At 66.4% G+C, this 21,599-nt stretch carries 21 protein-coding genes; 16 read left to right on the top strand and 5 right to left on the bottom strand.

Features of this window, described 5'->3' with window-relative positions; genetic code table 11:
- Positions 1-7 precede the first annotated feature (7 nt).
- Positions 8-940 carry a 4-hydroxybenzoate octaprenyltransferase gene (gene ubiA, locus ACVIYL_RS02405; RefSeq protein ID WP_456777634.1) on the top strand — a complete coding sequence of 311 codons (933 nt, stop codon included), beginning with the start codon at positions 8-10 and terminating at the stop codon, positions 938-940.
- Between the two features lie 297 nt (positions 941-1,237).
- Here the strand turns inward: ubiA and ACVIYL_RS02400 are convergent, their stop codons facing one another.
- On the bottom strand, positions 1,238-1,762 hold the full coding sequence (locus ACVIYL_RS02400) for a DUF6101 family protein (protein ID WP_456777633.1): 525 nt from the start codon (positions 1,760-1,762) through the stop codon (positions 1,238-1,240).
- A 273-nt stretch (positions 1,763-2,035) separates the two neighbouring features.
- Here ACVIYL_RS02400 and ACVIYL_RS02395 point away from each other — a divergent pair, with 273 nt between their 5' ends.
- The 6 genes from ACVIYL_RS02395 to lpxK all read left to right on the top strand — a co-directional run bounded on the left by ACVIYL_RS02395 (position 2,036) and on the right by lpxK (position 7,592).
- Positions 2,036-3,424 (top strand): TldD/PmbA family protein, encoded by a 1,389-nt coding sequence (locus tag ACVIYL_RS02395; RefSeq protein WP_456777632.1) that lies wholly within the window; start codon positions 2,036-2,038, stop codon positions 3,422-3,424.
- Positions 3,411-4,220: an inositol monophosphatase family protein gene (locus tag ACVIYL_RS02390; RefSeq protein WP_456777631.1), complete on the top strand. Its 810-nt coding sequence runs from the start codon at positions 3,411-3,413 to the stop codon at positions 4,218-4,220. The genes ACVIYL_RS02395 and ACVIYL_RS02390 overlap by 14 nt, the downstream gene beginning before the upstream one ends.
- A 101-nt stretch (positions 4,221-4,321) precedes the next feature.
- A complete protein-coding gene (locus tag ACVIYL_RS02385) occupies positions 4,322-4,570 on the top strand; it encodes a DUF4170 domain-containing protein (RefSeq protein WP_016848023.1) in 249 nt (82 codons plus the stop codon).
- The gene (locus tag ACVIYL_RS02380) at positions 4,567-5,280 is read left to right on the top strand and encodes a lysophospholipid acyltransferase family protein (RefSeq protein WP_050384219.1); all 714 of its coding nucleotides are present in this window, start codon (positions 4,567-4,569) and stop codon (positions 5,278-5,280) included. The genes ACVIYL_RS02385 and ACVIYL_RS02380 overlap by 4 nt, the downstream gene beginning before the upstream one ends.
- Positions 5,243-6,577 carry a 3-deoxy-D-manno-octulosonic acid transferase gene (locus ACVIYL_RS02375; protein WP_456781769.1) on the top strand — a complete coding sequence of 445 codons (1,335 nt, stop codon included), beginning with the start codon at positions 5,243-5,245 and terminating at the stop codon, positions 6,575-6,577. The genes ACVIYL_RS02380 and ACVIYL_RS02375 overlap by 38 nt, the downstream gene beginning before the upstream one ends.
- A complete protein-coding gene (lpxK, locus tag ACVIYL_RS02370) occupies positions 6,570-7,592 on the top strand; it encodes a tetraacyldisaccharide 4'-kinase (protein WP_456777630.1) in 1,023 nt (340 codons plus the stop codon). The genes ACVIYL_RS02375 and lpxK overlap by 8 nt, the downstream gene beginning before the upstream one ends.
- Positions 7,593-7,606: 14 nt before the next feature.
- Here the strand turns inward: lpxK and ACVIYL_RS02365 are convergent, their stop codons facing one another.
- The gene (locus ACVIYL_RS02365; protein WP_016848019.1) at positions 7,607-7,834 is read right to left on the bottom strand and encodes a DUF2093 domain-containing protein; all 228 of its coding nucleotides are present in this window, start codon (positions 7,832-7,834) and stop codon (positions 7,607-7,609) included.
- Positions 7,835-8,020: 186 nt separating this feature from the next.
- Between ACVIYL_RS02365 and ACVIYL_RS02360 the strand changes: the two genes are divergently transcribed.
- Positions 8,021-8,851 (top strand): dienelactone hydrolase family protein, encoded by an 831-nt coding sequence (locus ACVIYL_RS02360; protein ID WP_456777629.1) that lies wholly within the window; start codon positions 8,021-8,023, stop codon positions 8,849-8,851.
- Between the two features lie 16 nt (positions 8,852-8,867).
- Here the strand turns inward: ACVIYL_RS02360 and xseA are convergent, their stop codons facing one another.
- A complete protein-coding gene (xseA, locus tag ACVIYL_RS02355; protein WP_456777628.1) occupies positions 8,868-10,490 on the bottom strand; it encodes an exodeoxyribonuclease VII large subunit in 1,623 nt (540 codons plus the stop codon).
- Between the two features lie 165 nt (positions 10,491-10,655).
- Between xseA and purD the strand changes: the two genes are divergently transcribed.
- A complete protein-coding gene (purD, locus tag ACVIYL_RS02350; protein ID WP_456777627.1) occupies positions 10,656-11,933 on the top strand; it encodes a phosphoribosylamine--glycine ligase in 1,278 nt (425 codons plus the stop codon).
- A 46-nt stretch (positions 11,934-11,979) separates the two neighbouring features.
- The gene (locus ACVIYL_RS02345; protein WP_456777626.1) at positions 11,980-13,305 is read left to right on the top strand and encodes an adenylate/guanylate cyclase domain-containing protein; all 1,326 of its coding nucleotides are present in this window, start codon (positions 11,980-11,982) and stop codon (positions 13,303-13,305) included.
- Positions 13,306-13,440: 135 nt separating this feature from the next.
- Here ACVIYL_RS02345 and ACVIYL_RS02340 read toward each other — a convergent pair whose 3' ends face one another.
- Positions 13,441-14,673 (bottom strand): acyl-CoA dehydrogenase family protein, encoded by a 1,233-nt coding sequence (locus ACVIYL_RS02340; protein WP_456777625.1) that lies wholly within the window; start codon positions 14,671-14,673, stop codon positions 13,441-13,443.
- Here ACVIYL_RS02340 and ACVIYL_RS02335 point away from each other — a divergent pair.
- Complete coding sequence (locus ACVIYL_RS02335; protein WP_456777624.1) at positions 14,672-14,803, top strand: hypothetical protein; 132 nt, start codon at positions 14,672-14,674, stop codon at positions 14,801-14,803. The genes ACVIYL_RS02340 and ACVIYL_RS02335 overlap by 2 nt on opposite strands.
- Positions 14,796-15,701: an alpha/beta fold hydrolase gene (locus tag ACVIYL_RS02330; protein ID WP_456777623.1), complete on the top strand. Its 906-nt coding sequence runs from the start codon at positions 14,796-14,798 to the stop codon at positions 15,699-15,701. The genes ACVIYL_RS02335 and ACVIYL_RS02330 overlap by 8 nt, the downstream gene beginning before the upstream one ends.
- A 237-nt stretch (positions 15,702-15,938) precedes the next feature.
- Here ACVIYL_RS02330 and ACVIYL_RS02325 read toward each other — a convergent pair whose 3' ends face one another.
- Positions 15,939-16,385 carry a nucleoside deaminase gene (locus ACVIYL_RS02325; RefSeq protein WP_225163883.1) on the bottom strand — a complete coding sequence of 149 codons (447 nt, stop codon included), beginning with the start codon at positions 16,383-16,385 and terminating at the stop codon, positions 15,939-15,941.
- A gap of 140 nt (positions 16,386-16,525) precedes the next feature.
- Here ACVIYL_RS02325 and ACVIYL_RS02320 point away from each other — a divergent pair, with 140 nt between their 5' ends.
- From ACVIYL_RS02320 to ACVIYL_RS02305, 4 genes are all read left to right on the top strand, one after another.
- Positions 16,526-18,583, top strand: coding sequence for a pseudouridine synthase (locus ACVIYL_RS02320; protein ID WP_456777622.1), 2,058 nt, complete (start codon positions 16,526-16,528; stop codon positions 18,581-18,583).
- 6 nt (positions 18,584-18,589) lie between these two features.
- Positions 18,590-19,153, top strand: coding sequence for a 16S rRNA (guanine(966)-N(2))-methyltransferase RsmD (gene rsmD / locus ACVIYL_RS02315; RefSeq protein WP_092089085.1), 564 nt, complete (start codon positions 18,590-18,592; stop codon positions 19,151-19,153).
- Between the two features lie 81 nt (positions 19,154-19,234).
- Positions 19,235-20,386: an IS110 family RNA-guided transposase gene (locus tag ACVIYL_RS02310; protein WP_456777621.1), complete on the top strand. Its 1,152-nt coding sequence runs from the start codon at positions 19,235-19,237 to the stop codon at positions 20,384-20,386.
- 448 nt (positions 20,387-20,834) lie between these two features.
- Positions 20,835-21,452, top strand: a complete 618-nt coding sequence (locus ACVIYL_RS02305; RefSeq protein ID WP_456777620.1) for a hypothetical protein — start codon at positions 20,835-20,837, stop codon at positions 21,450-21,452.
- Positions 21,453-21,599 lie beyond the last annotated feature (147 nt).

Genomic DNA, 21,599 nt, shown 5'->3' with positions numbered 1-21,599 from the left:
ATCACCCATGAGCGATGTCTCCACCCGCGTTGCCGATTCCACAGGCAACTGGGTGGATACCCATGCGCCGGTCTGGACGCGGCCCTATCTGCGGCTTGCGCGCTACGACCGGCCGATCGGCTCCTGGCTGCTGTTGATGCCGTGCTGGTGGTCGGCGGCGCTCGCCGCCGGCGTCGCGCATGATGTGCGCTCGCTGCCGCTCGTGGTCCTGCTGTTCTTCATCGGCGCCTTTGTGATGCGCGGCGCCGGCTGCACCTGGAACGACATCACCGATCGCGATCTCGACGCCAAGGTCGAACGCACGCGGTCGCGGCCGATCCCCGCCGGGCAGGTCACGGTGACGCAGGCGGTGGTCTTCATGGTCCTGCAGGCGCTGATCGGGCTTCTCGTGCTGCTGCAGTTCAACCGCTTCGCGGTGATGACCGGCATCGCCTCGCTTCTGATCGTCGCGATCTACCCGTTCATGAAGCGGATCACCTGGTGGCCGCAGGTCGTGCTCGGCCTTGCCTTCTCCTACGGCGCGCTGATGGGATTTGCGGTGACGCTCGAGCGCATCGATGCGACCGCGATTGCGCTCTACGCCGGATCGATCGCCTGGGTGATCGCCTACGACACCATCTACGCCCATCAGGACGCCGAGGATGATGCGCTGATCGGCGTCAAATCCACCGCGCGCCTGTTCGGTGCACGCACCCATCGTGCGCTCGTGATCTTCTATGGTCTCGCCGTGCTCTTGATCGGCGTGGCGTTCGCACTCGCAGGGGCGCGCTGGCCGGCCTGGATTGGGCTGGCGGCGTTCGCGCTGCATCTCGCCTGGCAGATCCGGCGGCTCGACATCAGCGATGGCGCGCTCTGCCTGCGCATCTTCAAGTCCAACCGCGACGCCGGCTTGATCTTGTTCGCGAGCCTGGTCGTCGACGCGGTGCTGCGCGCGGCGTGACGACTTCGCAGGATGGTGGAGCGAAGCGATACCCGTCATTCTCGCCGCAGAACAAGAGTTGATGCGTTTCGCTTCGCTCTACCCATCCTACGCAGCTCGAAATGACGGCGAGAGGTACGACAAATCACGCATGCGCGGGTGATGACACCGCGTGGTGTGAGACGATGAATCGAAACCCATCCTCATCGTCGTCCCATCCTCATCGTCGTCCTGGCGAAAGCCAGGACCCATTACCCCAAATCACAATTGTTGCGCGACGCTGGGGCCGCGACCCCGTTCATGCTGAGTGCGCCGAACTCAATCCCGCGCGATGATCTCGCGTTCGCCGCGATGTACGCTGGTGCCGTTGAGGCTGACGCCGGCGCGGCGGTGGACCAGGAATTTCGGTCTCCGCGCGCGGATCGCGTTGCGGCGACGGCGGCGCGGGGAGGGCGTCCGCGGCGCAGGCTCGGTCAGTTGCGGGAGACGGAAGATGTCGCTCCACATCTGCCAGGCGGAGCTGATCTCCTCGGCATCCGAACTGGAGCCGAGCGGAATGCTGAGCGCGGGATCGCGGTGAACCAGCACCAGCATCTGCGCGTCGTCGATGCCGCGCACCGCGACGCCGAGAAAGTCGCTGACGCGAACATTGACCGCCATCCGCATGCCGAGAACGGCACGGCGCAGCACGACATGTTCGCGATGAAGCTCGACCTGCCGCATGCCGCCATCCGCGCGCGCGTCCTGCGCGTGGAAGCTGAGCGGAAGGGAAAGAGGGTCGAGCCGCAACGCGCAGCTCGACCCGGCGGAATTGATTCCGCTTGTTGGTGTTTGACGCCTCAAAGCTCTGTCTCCCCGCCGGGATTATGTTCCCGGTCGTTGTGTGAGAGCCTAGCCGAGCGATGTCCGTTCCCCCTTAAAAAGCCTGGTTAATCCCTCCTCACCTCGTGCCATGATTGACAAGAGGTTGGCCGGCATGATTGACGAAGCCTTGCCCCCATCACTCAAATCTTTGTTGCCTGCGGCGCAAAGTGCTTGAAATCCCTGTGAAACCGGCACATCTGGTGGGTCTGTCGACCTCGTTCCGGGCCCCCCTCAATCCGCAGGAATTCGTTCGTGAACTCTTCACCATCTGCATCGCGACACGGCGATAGCTCCGATCTGTTCGACCAATCGGGCCTGAGCGACCTTGCACAGCGCCTGGTCGATGCCGCAAAGCGCGCGGGGGCCGATGCGGCCGATGCCATCGCGGTGCGCGGCGTCTCGCAGGGCGTCGAGGTGCGCGACGGCCGCGTCGAGGAAACCGAGCGCTCCGAAGGCGATGACGTCGGCCTGCGGGTGTTCGTCGGTCACCGCCAGGCGGTGGTGTCGACCAATGACGTCAGCGGCGACGGGGTCGCCAAGCTTGCCGAGCGTGCGGTCGCGATGGCGCGCGTGGCGCCGGACGACAAATATGTTGGTCTCGCCGATCCGGCGCTCCACGCCCACGATTTCCCCGATCTCGATCTGCTCGATCGCAAGGTTCCGAGCACGGCCGAACTGGAGCAGCGCGCGATCGAAGCGGAGGCTGCGGCGCTCGGGGTCAAGGGTGTCACCAAGTCCGGCGGCGCGTCGGCCTCGACCGGGATCGGCGGCATGGTGCTGGTGACGTCGACCGGCTTCCACGGTTCTTATCTGCGCTCCAGCCACGGCATCTCGACGACGGCGATTTCCGGTGAGGGCACCGGCATGGAGCGCGACTACGATTTCACCAGCGCGCCGCATGCCTCCGATCTCGATTCACCTGCTACCGTCGGTCGCAAGGCCGGAGAGCGAGCGGTGGCGCGGTCCAATCCGCGCAAGGTCGAGACCTGCAAGGTGCCGGTGGTGTTCGATCCGCGGGTGGCCGGTTCGATCGTCGGCCATCTCGTCGGCGCCATCAACGGCGCCTCGATCGCGCGCAAGACCAGCTTCCTGAAGGACAAGCTCGGCGAGCAGCTGTTCTCCAAAGACATCCGCATCATCGACGATCCCTTGCGCGTGCGCGGCCTGCGCTCGCAGACCTTCGATGCCGAGGGCGTCAGGGTGAAGGAGACGGCGCTGATCGATGCGGGCGTGCTCACCACCTGGGTACTGGATTCGGCGACCGCGCGCGAGCTCGGGCTTGTTACGACCGGTCATGCGCATCGCGGCGTGTCGTCCTCGCCGTCTCCCGGAACGTATAATCTGCATCTCGAGCCCGGTGCGGTGACGCCGAAGGAGCTGATCTCCGACATCAAGCAGGGCTTCTATGTCACCGACCTGATCGGCTCCGGCGTCAACGGCGTGACCGGCGATTACAGCCGCGGCGCGTCCGGCTTCTGGATCGAGAACGGCGAGATCACCTATCCGGTCAGCGAAGTGACCATCGCCGGCCATCTGCTGCCGATGTTCAAGTCGCTGGTCGCCGCCAACGATCTGGAATTCCGCTACGGCGTCAATTCGCCGACGCTGCGCATCGAGGGCCTGACGCTTGGCGGACGCTGATACGGACGACTGGACCAAGGCGCGCGATGCCGCCTTGCTGACCAGATCGGTGCAGGAAGCGGGCCGGCTCGCATCGTCACTGTTCCGCACCGAATTGAAGAACTGGATCAAGGGCGCGTCCTCGCCGGTCTCCGAGGCCGACATCGCGGTCAACGACCTCCTGGAGCAGCAGCTGCGTTCGGCAACGCCCGGCTACGGCTGGCTGTCGGAAGAGAGCGCCGACAACGACACCCGGATCGGCAAGCGCTTCACCTGGATCGTCGATCCGATCGACGGCACCCGCGCCTATCTCGCCGGCCGCGAGGACTGGTGCGTCAGTGTGGCGCTGGTTGAAAATGCATCGCCGGTGCTCGCGGCGGTGTATGCGCCGGTCAGCGAGGAATTCTTCTTCGCCGCCCGCGGACAGGGCGCCACCCTGAACGACGGCGCGGTGCATGCAACCGCAGGCACCGATTTCAACTTTCCGCGGATGGCGGGACCGAAGCCGCTGGTGCAGCGGCTCAGCCCGACGCTGGACGAGATCACGCTCTATCCGCGGATCGGATCGCTGGCGCTCAGGTTGTGCCGTGTAGCACAAGGTCGACTTGACGCGGCCTTTGCAGGCGGGCAAAGCCGCGACTGGGATCTTGCCGCCGCGAATTTGATCGTGCAGGAAGCGGGTGGTAAGATGACCGCGCTCTCGGGGGACGCGATTGAGTACAATCGCCGGGAGGTGACGCATGGGGTGCTGGTGGCAGCAGGACGCGAACGTCATGCACGCATTGTCGAGCATTTTCGCAGCCGTCCTTTGCCGTGAGGCCTCGCCGATCCGCGCCGCGTTTCCGATTGTGACGACCAGACCTGTGACGACTACGACTTCATTTGTTTGCCGGGCATCTCGTTAGGAAAAGCACCATCATGTCAGACAATGCCCAGCCCCAGCTGCTTCACCTCGTGATCGGCGGCGAGTTGACCGATCTTGAGCACAACACCTTCAAGAACCTGGACGAAGTCGAGATCGTCGGCGTCTACCCGAACTATGCGACCGCCTATGCGGCCTGGAAGGCGAAGGCGCAGCAGACCGTGGACAACGCCCAGATGCGCTACTTCGTCGTTCACCTCCACCGGTTGCTCGATCCTGAGCAGGACACAAAGCATTCCCATTGAAACGACTTTTTCGCGATCTGCTGCGCAGCGGCTTCGTGCAGCGCGCGCTGGGTGTGCTTGCGGCCGAGTATCTGCGGCTGGTGTGGTACACCAACCGCTTCAGCTACCAGCCGCATGACGTGTACGGGATCGTCGAGCCCCTGATGCCGGCGATCTTCGTGTTCTGGCACGGCCAGCACTTCATGACGCCGTTCATCAAGACCAAGGAGAGCTACCGCGCCAAGGTCCTGATCTCCCGCCACCGCGACGGCGAGTTCAACGCCCTCGCGGTGGAGCGGCTCGGCATCGGCACCATCAGAGGTTCCGGCGATCATTCCGGCGCGTTCCATCGCAAGGGCGGCGTCGGCGCCTTCCTGGAGATGGTTCGGGCGCTGGAAGACGGCTGCAACATGGCCACCACCGCCGACGTGCCGAAGCGGGCGCGGGTGGCGGGCCTCGGGGCCATCATGCTGGCGCGGGAGACCGGCCGGCCGATCATCCCCTTTGCGATGGTCACCAGCCGATTCATCCGGTTGAAAAACTGGGATTCGACCACCATCAATTTGCCATTCGGGCGCGGCGCAGTGGTAGGTATTGAGCCGGTCTATGTGCCGCCCGACGCCGACGCCGCGACGATGGAAAAGCTTCGGCAGCACGTGGAGGAACTTCTCAACGAAGCGACCCGACGTGCCTATGCAGCGGTCGGGCGGCCGGAGGCAGCGCTTGGCTAGCTCGCTACCGATGACGTTGCGTGTGTACCGCAAGCTGTCGTCCGCGATGGTGCCGCTCGCGCCTGCGCTGATCAAGCGGCGGCTCAAGCTCGGCAAGGAAGATCCCGAACGTGTCGGCGAGCGGCGCGGCGTGAGCGCCGATACCAGGCCGCAGGGCCCGCTGGTATGGATTCACGGCGCCAGCGTCGGCGAGGTGCTGGCAGCGGCCGGCCTGATCGAGCGGCTGCGCGCGCTCAATTTGCGCATCCTGCTCACCTCGGGCACGGTGACCTCGGCCGCGATCGTCGCCAAGCGCTTCCCGCCCGACGTCATCCATCAATACGTGCCGTACGACTCGCCGCGTTATGTGACGCGCTTCCTCGATCACTGGCATCCGTCGCTGGCGCTGTTCATCGAATCCGATTTGTGGCCGAATCTGATCCTGTCGAGCGCCGCGCGGCGGCTGCCGATGGTGCTGATCAATGGGCGGATGTCGCAGCGCTCCTTCCCGCGCTGGCGCCGGGTCTCCAACACCATCGGCGCGTTGCTCGGCCGGTTCGACATCTGCCTCGCGCAGTCGAACACCGACGCCGAACGCTTTGCCGCGCTCGGCAGCCACAACGTCGTCGTCACCGGCAACCTCAAGCTCGACGTCGCGGCGCCGCCGGCCGATCCGGCCAAGCTGGAGCGGTTGATGTCGGTGACCCGCGGCCGCGCCATCGTGGTTGCGGCGTCGACCCATCGCGGCGAGGAAGAGATCCTGATCGAGGCGCACAAGTCGCTCGCGGGATTCTTCCCCGGCCTGCTCACAGTGATCGTGCCGCGGCATGCCGCGCGCGGCGAGGCGGTGGCGCGGCTGGTGACGGAGGCCGGCCTGCGCCCCGGCCTGCGCTCGCATGAGGATCTGCCGGTCGCGACAACAGATATCTACGTCGCCGATACGATGGGCGAGCTCGGCCTGTTCTATCGCCTCGCGCCGATCGTGTTCATGGGCGGCTCGCTGGTTGCGCATGGCGGCCAGAATCCGATCGAGGCGATCAAGCTTGGCGCGGCGATCGTGCACGGCCCGCACGTGTTCAACTTCACCGATGTCTATGAGGCGCTCGATCGCGCCGGCGGCGCGCGCCGCGCCGATGATCGGGAAGCGCTGGTCAAGCAGCTCGGCCAGTTCCTTGCGGATTCCGCGGCCCGCGACAATTCGCTGGCGGCCTCCGAGCGCGTCGTCGAACAGCTCGGTGGCGCGCTGGAGCGCACGGTGACCGCTCTTGAGCCCTATCTGTTGCAGTTGCGGCTCGAGATGGGAGCCGCCAATGCGTGAGCCGGCCTTCTGGCACCGGCCGTCGTCTTGGACATCGCAACTGCTCCAACCGCTTGCCGCGCTTTACGGCGCGGTCGCCGCACGGCGGATGCGGCAATCCGGCGTCGATGCCGGCATTCCCGTGATCTGCGTCGGCAATTACCATGTCGGCGGCGCCGGCAAGACGCCGACGGTGCTGGCGCTGGCAAAATTGCTGCGCGAACTCGACGAGCGGCCGGTGGTGCTCAGCCGCGGCTATGGCGGCAGGCTCGCTGGCCCGGTCAAGGTCGATCGCGACAGCCACACGGCGGCCGAAGTCGGCGACGAGCCGCTGATGATGGCGGCGAGTTTGCCGGTCGTGGTGTCGCGCGACCGCGCCGCGGGCCTGGCGCTGGCGCGCGCCCAGAATGCCAGCGTGATCCTGATGGACGACGGCTTCCAGAATCCCTCGGTGGCCAAGGATGTCTGCCTGATCGTGATCGACGGCACGCGCGGCGTCGGCAATGGCCGCGTGATTCCGGCCGGACCGGTGCGCGCGCCGCTGTCGCCGCAGCTGGAACGGACCGACGCGCTGATCGTGGTCGGCGAGGGGAGCGCGGCGCAACGGATTGCGGCCGATCTCGCGTCCCGCGGCAAGCCGGTGCTGTCGGCGCATCTGAAGCCGGACCAGGCTTCGCTGGCGGCGCTGAACGGAACACGTGCGCTCGCCTTTGCCGGCATCGGCGATCCCGCGCGCTTCTTCAACACATTGCTCTTAAGCGGCGTGGACGTCGTGCGCAGCAAGGCTTTCGCCGATCATCATGCCTTCACGAAGGAGGAGATCGAAGCGCTCGTTGCTGACGCGCGTGGCGACGCCCTGACGCTGGTGACGACGGAAAAGGATCTCGCGCGGTTGCGTGGTCCGGACGGGATGCCGGCCTGGGCACAGGCGATCGTGCCGTTTGCGGTGACGCTGCAATTCGATGATGGCGACGCGCTGCGGCGCCTGGTGGCCGATCAGCTGTTCAGGGCGCGGGACAGGAGGCTGCGCAAATGAACCCGGCCTTGAGCCTAGGCCTGCGGCTTGAGGACGCCGGGATGGTGGCGCTGCAGCACGGCGGTCGGGGTGGCGTAGGCTTCCTGCAGGTCGACGCTCCAGTACTTCAGCTCGTCGAGCGGAATCCGGACGTCGGTGATGGCACAACGCACAAAGGTGCCGGGCGAGATCACGCGGAAATCGCCGTCGAGATATTGCACCTGCGCTTCGCCATGGCCCGAGGGACCGAACTTGTTCAGCACGATTGAGCTCTCCGCCTTGCCTCCAACGAGGCCATCTGGATGTCGATGAAACCGTCTATCACAGATAGGGTGTCATGTCCGCCCGTTAAACCACCGACTTGTGATGATTTGGCGGCGGAGGCGCATGGTAGCCTTGTCGGTGTGGTCCGCTGTGTTTGCAGCGCCATAACGAGCCGGCCGGATCGGATGCGCCTCACGTCAGTTTTCATGTGCCTCGCCATGCTTGCCGTGCCGGCCGCGGCCGCGGCGCCGCTCCCGGACCCGCATCAGGTCGAGATCCCCGAAGGCAACGTCACGCTGCACGCGCAGCTCTACCGGCCCGATGGCGACGGCCCGTTCCCGACCGTCATCGCGCTGCATGGCTGCGGCGGTCTCGCCGGCCGTTCCGAGCCGGTGCTGCCGCGCTATCGCGACTGGGCCGAGCAATTGCTGACGACCGGCCATGCGGTGCTGTTGCCGGACAGCTACGGCTCGCGCGAGCTCGGTCCGCAGTGCCGCATCAAAGAGCATCAGGTCCAGACCCGCCGTGCGCGGGTCGCCGACATCAACGCGGCGCGGCAGTGGCTGGTGCAGCAGAAATGGGTGGCGAAGGGCCGCATCAGCCTGATCGGCTGGGGCAACGGCGCCGCCGCTTTGCTGTGGGCGGTGCGGCCGCAGATGTGGTCGCGCAACGTCGAGCCGGACTTTCGCTCGGCGGTCGCATTCTATCCGGATTGCCGCGCCTCGTTCGGCCTCGGCTGGAGCGCGCGGGTGCCGACGCTGGTGCTGATCGGCGCGCGCGACGACGTGACATCGTCATCGGCCTGCCACCAGATGGTCGACGGCGCCCGCGGCCGCAGCGCGCTGGCGCGGATCGTGGTCTATCCCGAGGCCTATCACGACTTCGACCGGCCCAACCTGCCGCTGCACGCGGTCGCGGCCTCCGATGCCGAGATCGCCGAGCGCGGTCACGTCGGCACCGATACCGGCGCGCGCAAGGATGCGCAAAAGCAAGTCGCCGAGTGGCTGTCGCGCTAAGACAGCTGTTGCCGGGCTAGAACAAGCTGCCCTGATCGACCGGCTTGGTGACGCGCTTCGGCGCTGCCGGTTTCGCCTCGCGCGGCTGAGGCTTCGGCTGGCTCTCGGGCGCCACCGTCGCCGGGGGCTGATCGGCGTTCGCGGTGGCGGCGACGCGGCCATCGGCGAATTCGATCGACAGGCCGGCGTTCGGGCCGACCGCCGCGGCGGAGTGCAGGGCGTGGCCCTGCGCGTCGCGCACCAGCGCAAAGCCGCGCGCCAGCACGCCGCGATAGGACAGCGCCGATAGCAGTTGTCCGCTATGGGCGACGCGCGCCTCGAGCCGCTGCATCGTCGTTACCAGCGCGCGGCGGGCGCGCTCGGCGAGGCGGTGGGTGCGCTCGAGGTCGCGGGCGATGGCGTTGCGCTGGGCCTTGGCGTTGGCGAGCTTCGAGGCCTTGAGCCGGATCTCGAGCCCGCTGAAGCGCTCGCGGCGGCGATGCAGCAGCGCGCGCGCCGATAGCGTGATGCGCTCGCCGGATGCGGTGAGCCGCTGCCGCGCATGCGCGATCTGGCCGCGCAGCACGCCGATGGTGAGGCGCGAACTGCTGGCGGCAAAGCGGCGGAAATGCGCGTGCGTATTGGCCTTCAGCCCGCGCGGCAAACCTGCTGCGAGATGATCGAGCCGCTGCCGCGGGATCGCGAGCAGTTCGTGCGCCGCCGGCAGCGCCCGCGCCGCGGCGCGCAGCTCGTTGCGGCGGGTCTCCTGGGCACGCTGCCAGCACACCATGGTGCGGCGGGCGAGCGCCGCGACCTCGACGAACAGCTCGCTGCGTACCGGCACCGCCATCTCGGCGGCGGCGGTCGGCGTCGGCGCGCGCTTGTCGGCGACGAAATCGATCAGCGTGATGTCGGTCTCATGGCCGACCGCCGAGATCAGCGGGATGTGGCTCTCGGCCGCGGCGCGGACCACGATCTCCTCGTTGAACGACCAGAGGTCCTCCAGCGAGCCGCCGCCGCGCGCAACGATGAGCAGATCGGGCCGTGGAATCCGGCCGCCCTCCGGAAGCGCATTGAAGCCGCGGATCGCGGCCGCGACCTGCTCGGCCGAGCCGTCGCCCTGCACCTTGACCGGCCAGACCAGCACCCGGCGGGGGAAGCGGTCCTCCAGCCGGTGCAGGATGTCGCGGATCACGGCGCCGGTCGGCGAGGTGACGACGCCGATCACCTCGGGCAGCCAGGGCAAAAGCTGCTTGCGGGCCTCGTCGAACAGGCCCTCGGCGGCGAGCTTCTTCTTGCGCTCCTCCATCAGCGCCATCAGCGCGCCGACGCCGGCGGGCTCCAGCGAATCGATGACGATCTGGTACTTCGAGGAGTTCGGATAGGTGGTCAGCTTGCCGGTAGCGATGACCTCGAGGCCCTCCTGCGGCTTGAAGCGCATCCGGGCGTGGGCGAACTTCCAGATCACCGCCTCGATCTTGGCGCTCTCGTCCTTCAGCGCGAAATAGCAGTGGCCGGAGGAATGCGGGCCGCGAAAGCCCGAAATCTCGCCGCGGACACGGACATGGCCGAAGCGGTCCTCCACCGTCCGCTTCAGGGCGGAAGAGAGTTCCGAGACGGTGAATTCAGGCGCGTTGACGAGATTCGGAGCAGCGGTCATCTGATCTATAGAATCGGGGTTTTCGACCCCGTGTGCAAGGTCCGGACGCCGCGTTTCGGGCGTCGAATCACATATCCACATCTGATCGAACCGCGTGTTGCCGCGGTTCGGGAGCGTGCTAAACCGGACGAAATGGCGTTACAACCCCTCTGATCGGCGACACAGATGAACATCCTCCTGCTCGGTTCCGGTGGCCGCGAACATGCGCTGGCGTGGAAGATCGCCGCATCCCCGCTGGTGACGAAACTGTGGTGCGCGCCGGGCAATGCCGGGATCGCGCGCGAGGCCGAATGCGTTGCGCTCGATATCGCCGACCATGCCGCGGTGATCGAATTCTGCCGGGGCAATGCGGTCGATCTGGTGGTGGTCGGTCCGGAGACGCCGCTCGCCGCCGGGATCGTCGACGACCTCGCCGCTGAAGGCATCAAGGCGTTCGGACCGAGCCGGCAGGCCGCCCAGCTCGAGGGCTCGAAGGGTTTCACCAAGGACCTGTGCAGCGAGTTCAACATTCCGACCGGCGCCTATCGCCGCTTCGACAATGCGAAGGACGCGGTGGCCTATGTCCGTGCCCAGGGCGCGCCGATCGTGGTCAAGGCCGACGGGCTTGCCGCCGGCAAGGGCGTCGTGGTGGCACAGACGCTGCCCGAGGCCGAGGCCGCGATTGCGATGATGTTCGAGGGCGCGTTCGGCTCGGCCGGCGCCGAGGTCGTGATCGAGGAATTCTTGTCGGGCCGCGAGATCAGCTTCTTCGCGCTGTGCGACGGCGAGACCGCAATTCCGCTGGCCTCGGCGCAGGACCACAAGCGGGTGTTCGATCACGACAAGGGGCCGAACACCGGCGGCATGGGCGCCTATTCGCCGACGCCGTTCGTGACATCAGAGGTGCACGACCAGATCATGGCGCGGATCATCCTGCCGACGGTGGCCGGGATGAAGAGCCGCGGCACGCCGTTCAAGGGCGTGCTCTATGCCGGCGTGATGCTGACCGCGCAGGGCCCAAAGCTGTTCGAATACAATGTCCGTTTCGGCGATCCCGAGTGCCAGGTGCTGATGATGCGGATGATGTCGGACATCGTGCCGGCGCTGCTCGCCTCCATCGACGGGCAATTGAAGAACTTCGATCTGCGCTGGTATCCGGACCCGGCGCTGACGGTAGTGATGGCGGCCAAGGGCTATCCCGGCGATTACATCAAGGGCACGCGGATCGATGGCCTCGACGACGCCGCCAAGGTCGAGGGCGTCGAGATCTTCCACGCCGGTACGGTGGCGAAGGATGGCGCGATCATCGCCAATGGCGGCCGGGTGTTGAACGTTTGCGCGATGGGCAAGACGGTCACCGAGGCGCGCGACCGCGCCTATCAGGCTGTCGATCGCATCAAATGGCCGGACGGATTCTGCCGCCGCGACATCGCCTGGCAGGCGGTGGAGGCGGAGAAGGGTTGATCGATCCGGCCTCAGCGGCGACAATGGCGCGCCCCGGGGCCTTCGAATGACTGATTTCAGACTGCCCGAGACGCACTACGCGCAAAGCGCCGACGCGAGCATCGCCTATCAGGTGATGGGCGATGGTCCTGTCGACATCATCCTTGTCCCCGGCCTGTTCTCGCACATCGAGTTCATGCACGAGATGCCCGGCTACACCGCCGTGCTGCGCCGCCTGTCGCGCTTCGCCCGGGTCGTGACCTTCGACAAACGCGGACAGGGATTGTCGGATCGGATGACCGGCGCGCCCTCCCTCGAGCAGCGCATGGACGACGTCCGGGCCATCATGGATGCTATCGGCTCCGCGAAGGCGGTGTTGTTCGGCTTCTCCGAGGGCTGCCCGATGAGTGTGCTGTTTGCAGCGACCTATCCGGACCGCGTTTCGCATCTCGTTCTGCTCGGCAGCTTTGCCCGCTCGAAGGATCGCCTGGCGGACGATGTGTGGCAGCTGCGCTGTGACGAGATCGTGCAGAACTGGGGTTCTGGCGATACGGTCAAGACTGTCGCGCCGAGCCAGGCAACGAATGCGGAAGTGATCGCGCAGATCGCGAAATTCGAGCGGCTGTCGAGCAGTCCGGGAGCGTTGCGGACGCTGCTCGTTCTCAATCGCGCGATCGACGTCACGGCGATCCTGCCGATGCTCCAGACTCCGACGCTTGTCCTGCATCGGACCGGCGATGCCCGCGTTCCTGTGGCGCTCGGCCGTGCCGTCGCGCGCTCGATCCCCGGCGCGAAATACGTGGAATATCCGGGCGGCGATCACTACTATTGGGTCGGCGAGACCGAGGCGATGCTCGGCGATATCGAGGAATTCGTTACCGGCCATCGCGATGGTGGTGATGCCGAGCTCGACCGTGTGCTTGCGACCGTGCTGTTCACCGATATCGTCGATTCGACCCGCAGCGCCGCCGCGATGGGTGATCATCGTTGGCGACGTCTGCTCGACGATCACGATCAACTCGCGCAGCAGGTGGTCGGCCGCCATCGCGGCCATCTGGTGAAGAGCACCGGCGACGGCATTCTGGCGACCTTCGACGGTCCGGGCCGCGCCGTACGCTGTGCGCTGGCGTTCGGCTCGGCCGCGCGGCAGATCGGCCTGCCGGTGCGAGCGGGCCTGCATACCGGCGAGATCGAGGTGAGGGGGGCGGATATCGGCGGCATAGCGGTCCACGCCGCGGCGCGCGTGATGTCGCAGTGCGGCTCGAACGAGGTGCTGGTGTCACGCGTGGTGACCGATCTGGTCGCGGGCGCCGGGTTGAAATTCGCCGAACGCGGCGCGTTCGAGCTGAAGGGACTGCCCGGGACATGGGAGCTGTTTGCGGCGAGCGGCTAGGTTCGGCCCCACGCCGTCATTCCGGACGACGCGCATCGCGCGTCGATCCGGAATCTCGATGTTGTGGACACCTTCTCACCTCATCTCGGGATTCCGGGTTCGGCGCGTTGCGCCGCCCCGGAATGACGAAGTGGGTCAGAGCAGATCCCCGCCTGCCGCTGACGCTGTGGTGCCGTGCTCGCGGAACGCCTTGATGACGTTCTTGCCGATCTTCCACTTGTGCACCTCGTCGGGGCCGTCGACCAGCCGCTGCGAGCGCACCTGGGTGTACCATTTCGCCAGCGGGGTATCCTGGCTGAAGCCGAGCGCGCCGTGCAGCTGGATCGCGGTATCGATCACCTTGTGCACCATGTGGGCGTGGAAGATCTTGGCGATCGAGTTCTCCTGGCGGATGTCGAGGCCCTTCTCGGCCTTGTAGGCGATGTGCAGCAGCATCAGCCGGCCGATATAGAGTTCGCTGGCACAGTCGGCGAGCATGAACTGCACCGCCTGCCGGTCAGCCAGTAATTGCCCGAAGGTCGAGCGCTTGGTGACATGGGCGGCCGCCATGTCGAGCGCGCGCTGCGCTTTGGCGACGTTGTGCATGCCGTGGCGCAGCCGGCCGTAGGCGAGGCGGTGCTGACCCATGTTGAAGCCGTTGCCTTCGCCGCCGAGCAGATTGTCGGCCGGCACCTTCAGATCCTTGATCTCGATCTCGGAGTGGCCGCCATGGATCACGTCGTCATGCGGACCCTCGATCGCCATGTTGGCGACGTTGCGCTTGATGCGGTAGCCGGGGTTGGGCAGCTCGACGATGAAGGTCGAATATTGCTTCTGGCGCGGCGCGTTGGGATCGGTCTTCGCCATGACCAGTGCGAGGTCGGCGACGCTCGCCGACGAGGAGAACCATTTCTCGCCGTTGAGGATGTAGTTCTCGTTGCCGTCCTTCACCGCCGTGGTCTGCATGCCGGTGGCATCGGCGCCGGCGGCCTTTTCGGTCATCGAGAAGCAGATGCGCTTTTCGCCGTTCAGCAGGGGCTTGAGGAATTTTTCCTTCTGGTGCTCGGTGCCGTGCGCCAGGATCGTTATCATCGAAGCGTCGTCCGGTCCCTGCGTGTTCATCGAGAGCGCGCCGAGCATGCTCTCGCCGAGCTCCATCTGCACCAGCGCGTTGGCGAGCGGGCCGAGGCCCATACCGCCATACTCCTTGGGCACGAACGGGCACCACAGGCCCTGCGCGCGGGCCTTCTTCCGCAGCGGTCCCAGCACCTCGGCAAGCGGCTTGGTGTCGAGTTCCTTTTCCGCCGGAATGCATTCGTCGTGGACGAATTTGCGAACCTTCTCGCGGATCGCCTTGGCTTCGGCGGGAATTTCGAAGTCGATCGACATGGCACTTCCTCGTTTCATGTTGTTGTTGGCAGGACTTGAGGATGGCATAAACCTCGTCAAAGCCAGCGGCAACGCCGAACAAAGTTTGAAGCAGCGCGGCCGCCACAGGGAAGGAGCTATCGATGCCTGATCTCGCTGATCTTTTTCCCGGCTATGCGTCCGAATGGATCAACACCTCGCAGGGCCGCATCTTCGCCCGCGTCGGCGGCAAGGGCCCGCCCTTGCTGCTGCTGCACGGCTTCTCCTCGACGCATGTGATGTGGCACACGGTTGCGCCGAAACTCGACGACAGGTTCACGCTGATCGTCGCCGACCTGCCGGGCTATGGCTGGTCCGATATGCCCGACAGCGACAAGGATCATACGCCCTACACCAAGCGGGCCTGGGCGAAGACCATGGTCGAGGTGATGGAGCAACTCGGGCACGTGCATTTCGCGCTCGCCGGCCACGACCGGGGCGGCCGGGTGTCGTACCGGCTCGCGCTCGATCATCCCGGCCGGCTGTCGAAGCTTGCGGTGCTCGATATCGCGCCGACCTATGATTACTGGCAGAAGCTCAATCGCCTGTCGGCGTTGAAGATCTATCACTGGGCGTTCCTGGCGCAGCCCTATCCGCTGCCGGAGACGCTGATCTCCAACAATGGCGAATTCTTCCTCAGGGAGAAGATGGCGAGTCAGACCAAAAGCAAGACGCTGGAGGCGATCGATCCGCGCGCGCTCGCGCACTACCTTGCGCCATTCCGCGATCCCGCGCGCATCCACGCGATGTGCGAGGACTATCGCGCCGGCGCCTATGCCGACTACGAGATCGACAAGGCCGATGTCGACGCCGGCAAGAAGATCACGGTCCCGATGCTGGCGCTGTGGGGCGATGCCGGGGTTGCGAGCGCCGCAACGACACCGCTCGACACCTGGAAGACCTGGGCCACCAATGTCAGCGGCGCGCCGGTGGCGTCGGGGCACTTCCTGCCCGAGGAGGCCCCGGAGGCGACCGCGAAGCTGCTGCGGGAGTTTTTCCTGGCGGGGTAGCACCGTCATCCCCGCGCAAAGGCTTCGCCTTTGTCGCTGGAGGAGCGCGGAACGCGCGTCTCGAAGGATGCACGGCCCGGCTGGTGGCCGTCGATCCTTCGAGACGCGCTGCGCGCTCCTCAGGATGACGGGTTCAAGATCTTGGTAGCCCGGATTGCGCGGAGCCTGTCATCGGGCGCGCGTTCGCGCGACCCGTTGGCTTCATCCGGGCTACAGGTCGTCCGCGCTACGAATTCGTTAGCGTCGCTCCCTGAAGAACTCGCGCAGCAGGCGCGCGGACTCGGTCTCGCCGACCGCGCCATAGACCTCCGGCACATGGTGGCAGGTCGGCTGCGCGAAGAACCGGACGCCTGACTCGACCGCGCCGCCCTTGGGGTCGGCGGCGCCGTAATAGAGCCGGCGGATGCGGGCAAAGGAGATCGCGCCGGCACACATGGTGCAGGGCTCCAGCGTCACGTAGAGGTCGCAATCGACCAGCCGCTCGGTGCCGATGGCCTCGGCGGCCTGCCGGATCGCAAGGATTTCCGCATGGGCCGTCGGATCGTGGTCGGTCAGGGTGCGGTTGCCGGCGGTGGCGATCACCTCGTAGCCCCGCACGATCACGCATCCGATCGGAACCTCGCCAGCTTTTCCGGCACTTTCGGCGGTTTTTAGCGCCAAATCCATGAAAGAAGGGGCAGACATGCCTCGTATCATCGGAAGAAACCTGCTAGTAGCGTCGCCTTCAGCAGAAGTGGATGCCGGTTTTGCGCCAGTCGCGCCCAGATGGCGCGCGTATCGCCGGTTGCCCTGCGCCCCAATTGAACCTCCAGGCGAGAACATTCATGCCCCGCGACAGCGACAAAAACAACGATTCCCGCGGCCGGCGGGACCGGGGGGCGCCCGGGAAGGGGCGGCCCAGTGGCTCCCGCGGATCGGACAAGCCGTTCGGCAAGCGCAGCTTCGGCGGTAAAGGTGGTGATCGCGACAAGCGCTCGTTCGGCGACAAGGGCGAGGGCCGCTCGTTCCGCCGCCGCGAGGACGGCGATGCGCCGCGCCGCGATTACGGCGACCGGCCGCGCTTCAAGCGCGACGACCGCGGCGGCGAGGGTGGCGGAAAGCGCCCGTTCAAACCGCGCGGCGAGCGCCGGGACTTTGATGCGGGCGATCGTCCGCAGCGCGGCGGCGCGCGCTCGGAGGGCCGCTCATCCGACCGCAAGTTCGGCGAGAAGCGGTCCTATGGCGATCGCGAGAAGCGCCCCTACAGGCCGCGTGGCGAGCGCGACGGCGAGAAGCGGACCTTTGCGCCGCGCGGCGAGCGCGCCGAGCGCAAATTCGATGACCGGAAGTTTTCGCGCGGCGATCGCGACAAGCGCTCGTTTGGGGACAAGGGCGAAGGCCGCCCGTTCCGTCGCCGCGAGGATGGCGACGCACCGCGCCGCGATTTCGGCGATCGCCCGCGCTTCAAGCGCGACCGCGACTTCGAGGGCCGCGACCGCGGCGACGAGAAGCCCTGGCAAAAGCGGGATCGCACGCCGCGCGACGGCTACAAGCCGCGCGACGACCGCGGCGGCGACGAGCGCCCGCGCTTTTCGCGGTCGCGCGACGATCGCGGTGGCGGCGAACGTCCGCGGTTCTCGAAGTCACGCGACGACCGCGAGCAGGGTGATCGTCCGAAGTTCGGCCGGCCGCGCTGGGATCGTCATAATGAAGATGGTGGCCGCGACAATCGCCGGCGTGAGCGGCCCGAAGGCCGCACCGACTGGCAGGAGCACCCGCGCAGCGAGGGTCGCTTCTCCGACCGGCCGCGCCGCGACAATGAGGACGACAGCAGGATCTTTGCGAAGCGCCCGGCCTTCGGCGGCCGCGGTGCCTATCGCGAACGCGCCACCGACGACCGGCGCGAGCGTCCCGAGCCGAAGCCGAAGAAGACAGGTGAACGCATCGCCAAGGTATTGGCGCGCGCCGGTCTCGCCTCGCGCCGCGATGCCGAGGAGATCGTCACGCAAGGGCGCGTCACCGTCAACGGACGCGTGATCAACTCGCCGGCGCTCGATATCACCGACAACGATGTGGTGGCGGTCGACGGCAAGCCGTTGCCGCCGCGCGAGCGGACCCGGCTGTTCATGTATCACAAGCCGCGCGGGCTGATGACGACGCATGCCGATCCCGAGGGGCGGCCGACCGTGTTCGACAATCTGCCCGAGGGCTTGCCGCGGCTGATCTCGATCGGCCGGCTCGACTTCAACACCGAAGGCCTGTTGCTGCTGACCAATGACGGCGGCCTGGCGCGGACGCTGGAGCATCCCGACACAGGATGGCTACGCCGTTACCGCGTGCGCGCGCATGGCGAAGTGACGCAAAGCCAGCTCGACCAGCTCAAGGGCGGCGTCGAGGTCGACGGCGTCAAATACGGGCCGATCGACGCGACATTGGAACGCGACCAGAGCGCCAATGTGTGGGTGGTGTTTGCGATCCGCGAAGGCAAGAACCGCGAGGTGCGCAACGTGATGGCGCATCTCGGGCTCGAGGTGAACCGCCTGATCCGGATTTCCTACGGCCCGTTCCAGCTCGGCGAGCTCGAGGAGGGCAAGGTCGAGGAGGTCAAGACGCGGGTGCTGCGCGAGCAGCTCGGCGAGAAGATCGCCAAGATCGCGGGCGCCGACTTCACGCGACCGGAGCAGCGTGACGCAGCCGACGGCGACCATGCACCGGCGAGGAAGCCGAAGCCCAGCAAGCGCGAAACCATCAACGATCGCAAGGGCCGCCGCGTGCTGGTGCAGCGCACCGGCAGCGAGGAAGCGCGTGCCCGCAATGAAGACGAAGCGAGCGGCTACGGCCCGCCGCGCCGTCCCAAGCGCGGCTATCACGGCAAGCGCGATCTCAAGCCGCGCGACGAGTAACGGTCGATGCGCGTCGTCGGGGGCAGGCTGAAGGGCCGCAATCTCGCTTCGCCTGCGGGCCGCGAGATTCGTCCGACCGCGGACCGCCTGCGCGAGTCCGTGTTCAACATTCTGATCCACGCCTACGACAATCCGATTGAGGACGCGCGCGTGCTCGATCTGTTTGCCGGCACCGGCGCGCTCGGCATCGAGGCGGTCTCGCGCGGCGCCAGGTTCACGCTGTTCGTCGACAATGGCGCCGAGGCGCGCGCGCTGCTGCGCAACAATGTCGAGTCGCTCGGCCTCGGCGGCACGACCAAGGTCTATCGCCGCGATGCCACCGATCTTGGACCGGCGCATCCGGTCGAGCCGTTCTCGCTGGTGTTTCTCGATCCGCCCTATGGCAAGGGGCTGGCCGACAAGGCGCTCGCCTCGCTGCGCGACGGCGGCTGGCTGACGCCGGGCGCGCTGCTCGTGGTGGAAGAGGCAAAGGCCGCGGCGTTCGCGGCACCCGAGGGCTTCGAGGAGCTCGAGCGGCGGGCCTATGACGACACCGAGTTCGTGTTTTTGCGTGCTGTCACCGCAATCTAGAATTCATAGATTCCATGGGGCGGTGAGCGTGGCCTTTCCGATAGATTTGGGTTTCCACACTCGAACCATCGGAGAAGTCAGATGCAAGCATCGACCGCAGGGACGCCCACCGCCAGCCATTGTGGCACAATTTTTGTTGCGATCGAACTCAGTCAGAAGACGTGGCTTGTGACGCTGCACAGCCCGGACCGGGATCGGATGTCGCGCCACAAGCTGCAAGGAGGCGATCACGCCGAACTGCTGGCGTTGATCGAACGGACCCGCGCCCGGGTGGCGGAGAAGCTCGGATCGGTGCCGCGTGTGGTGAGCTGCTATGAAGCCGGCTATGACGGCTTTTGGCTGCACCGGCTGCTGGAGGCGGCCGGGATTTTGAACTTCGTGTTCGACCCCGCGAGCATTGCGGTGGAGCAGCGGGCACGGCGAGCAAAGACGGACCGGATCGACGGCGAGCTATTGCTGCGCACGCTGATGGCCTATTTGCGGGGTGAGCCGCGGGTGGTCCGGATCGTGCGGGTGCCGCGCGTGGAAGCGGAGGATGCCCGGCGCGCCAGCCGCGAACGCGACCGCCTGGTCACCGAGCAGACCGCCCACAGCAACCGGATCAAGGCGTTGCTGCGTCTTCGGGGGATGGCGGTCGGCAATCCGCGGCGGCGCGACTGGCTTACCTGGCTCGAGCGGCAGCGCGACTGGCAGGGCGAGGCGCTGCCGCCGCATCTTCTGGCCGAGATCAAGCGCGAGCACGCCCGGCTGATGCTGGTGTGTGAGCAACTCGCGGCGCTGGAGCAGACCCAGGCTGCGGACACTTCTCCGGCGGTTCCGACGCCGATGGTCGAGCGACGAGATCAATTGCAGCGGCTCAAGGCGCTCGGCCCGGCCTTCACGGCAACGCTGGTGAACGAGCTGTTCTACAAGGACTTCCGCAACCGCCGCGAGGTCGCCAGCTATTGCGGATTGACGCCCAGTCCCTGGAAGAGCGGCGGCACCGATCGCGAGCAAGGCATCAGCAAGGCCGGCAATCGGCGCGCCCGCCACAAGGCGATCGAACTGGCCTGGCTGTGGCTTCGTCATCAAGGCGACAGCACGCTCAGCCGCTGGTTCCGCACCCGCACCGCCGACGCCGGCAAGCGCGCCAAACGCATCGCCATCGTCGCGCTGGCGCGCAAGCTGATCGTGGCATTGTGGCGCTATCTCACCACCGGCCTCGTCCCCGACCAGGCCGTGATCAAGGCGTAAAACCGACCACCCCACCACGCGCCGCGGCTTCGCCGCGCTCCGTGCGGGATGGATGATGACCGTGCCATCCTAGGGCTTCAACCGCCGTTTCGTAGATGGGTCTCATCCTCGCCAGGCTTCCTCGCCGCAAGCATGCGGAAAGTGGGTACGGATCAAACAATCCGACCGGATATGAGGTGATGCAGTGAACTGCAGCAATCTTCGGAAGCCAATCCCTGTTCGTTGCCCGGTCGTCGCGCTGCGCTACGCTCGGCTCCGCGCGCCGCCCTCTTGCCGTCAAACACCAACCCAGACCTCGCGAAGAGACTTGACTCACAAATCCCCATATGAGGATGGGTAGAGCGAAGCGAAACCCATCGCACCGGTGCAAGCCTTGAGATGATGGGTTTCGCTTCGCTCTACCCATCCTACGCGATACTGATTCATCACCGCTAGGGGAGCGCGAACCATGGCCGACACTCTTGCCGGGCTGGCCGGTCAGCTGGAGACGCAGGTCAAGGCGTTGCGCGGCGCTGGCGATGATGCGGCGCTGCTTGCGGCAGCGCGCGATGCCGCCGATCAGATCGAGCGCGGTTGCGGCGCGCGGGATGGGGACGCGCGTGACGCGCTCATGATGGTCCAGCGCTGGACGTTCAATGCGGCGGCCGATTGCTGGCCGGGCTGGAGCGTGTCCGACAAGCCGATCAATCAGGACAATCTGCTGGCCGCACGCGAGCTTGCGGAACGTTCGTTAGCGCTGGTGCGGAGCCTGGGGCTCGCACCGCTGCGCGAGGGAACGGGCGTCTGGATGGTGGGGGCCTTCGACCTTGCGCTCGGCCGCTACGACGACGCGTCCCGGCTGTTCCGCGATGCGCGGGAGCAATATGTTGCAGCGAGCGCGCCCGGCCTCGTGCTGCTGGTGGACGGCTATGCCGCGATCGTCCGGCAGATCGGCAAGCGTGCAGCCGATGACGATGATCTCGATCGGATCTGCGCTCGCATTGCGGCGGGCGAGTTCGAGGACGGCAACGAATGGATCGCACAGTTGCGCACGGCGTTGGAGGTGTTCGCGCGCAAGGATTTGTAGGATGCCCTGATCTGTCGTCCCTGCCTAGTGCGCAATTGCGCACGGGAGCAGGGACCCATAACCACGAATGTGCTTTGTGGAAGCGCGCTGTGGCCCGAGCGTCTCTCAAACGAGAGATCGGTGGTTATGGGTCCCGGGTCGCGCGGA

This window comes from Bradyrhizobium sp. USDA 3315 (genome assembly GCF_054056795.1).
Note: the sequence above shows the minus strand (reverse complement) of the source record. Positions and strands in the feature narration are given on the sequence as shown.

Bases quoted from the DNA above. Each gene is read 5' to 3' on its own strand.
- purD (WP_456777627.1), top strand. From the start codon at position 10,656: ATGAACATCCTCCTGCTCGGTTCCGGTGGCCGCGAACATGCGCTGGCG.
- ACVIYL_RS02360 (WP_456777629.1), top strand. From the start codon at position 8,021: ATGCGCCTCACGTCAGTTTTCATGTGCCTCGCCATGCTTGCCGTGCCG.
- ACVIYL_RS02320 (WP_456777622.1), top strand. From the start codon at position 16,526: ATGCCCCGCGACAGCGACAAAAACAACGATTCCCGCGGCCGGCGGGAC.
- ACVIYL_RS02335 (WP_456777624.1), top strand. From the start codon at position 14,672: ATGGCACTTCCTCGTTTCATGTTGTTGTTGGCAGGACTTGAGGATGGC.
- ubiA (WP_456777634.1), top strand. From the start codon at position 8: ATGAGCGATGTCTCCACCCGCGTTGCCGATTCCACAGGCAACTGGGTG.
- ACVIYL_RS02310 (WP_456777621.1), top strand. From the start codon at position 19,235: ATGCAAGCATCGACCGCAGGGACGCCCACCGCCAGCCATTGTGGCACA.
- ACVIYL_RS02385 (WP_016848023.1), top strand. From the start codon at position 4,322: ATGTCAGACAATGCCCAGCCCCAGCTGCTTCACCTCGTGATCGGCGGC.
- ACVIYL_RS02345 (WP_456777626.1), top strand. From the start codon at position 11,980: ATGACTGATTTCAGACTGCCCGAGACGCACTACGCGCAAAGCGCCGAC.
- ACVIYL_RS02330 (WP_456777623.1), top strand. From the start codon at position 14,796: ATGCCTGATCTCGCTGATCTTTTTCCCGGCTATGCGTCCGAATGGATC.
- xseA (WP_456777628.1), bottom strand. From the start codon at position 10,490: ATGACCGCTGCTCCGAATCTCGTCAACGCGCCTGAATTCACCGTCTCG.
- rsmD (WP_092089085.1), top strand. From the start codon at position 18,590: ATGCGCGTCGTCGGGGGCAGGCTGAAGGGCCGCAATCTCGCTTCGCCT.
- ACVIYL_RS02305 (WP_456777620.1), top strand. From the start codon at position 20,835: ATGGCCGACACTCTTGCCGGGCTGGCCGGTCAGCTGGAGACGCAGGTC.
- ACVIYL_RS02375 (WP_456781769.1), top strand. From the start codon at position 5,243: ATGCAGCGGTCGGGCGGCCGGAGGCAGCGCTTGGCTAGCTCGCTACCG.
- lpxK (WP_456777630.1), top strand. From the start codon at position 6,570: ATGCGTGAGCCGGCCTTCTGGCACCGGCCGTCGTCTTGGACATCGCAA.
- ACVIYL_RS02340 (WP_456777625.1), bottom strand. From the start codon at position 14,673: ATGTCGATCGACTTCGAAATTCCCGCCGAAGCCAAGGCGATCCGCGAG.
- ACVIYL_RS02325 (WP_225163883.1), bottom strand. From the start codon at position 16,385: ATGTCTGCCCCTTCTTTCATGGATTTGGCGCTAAAAACCGCCGAAAGT.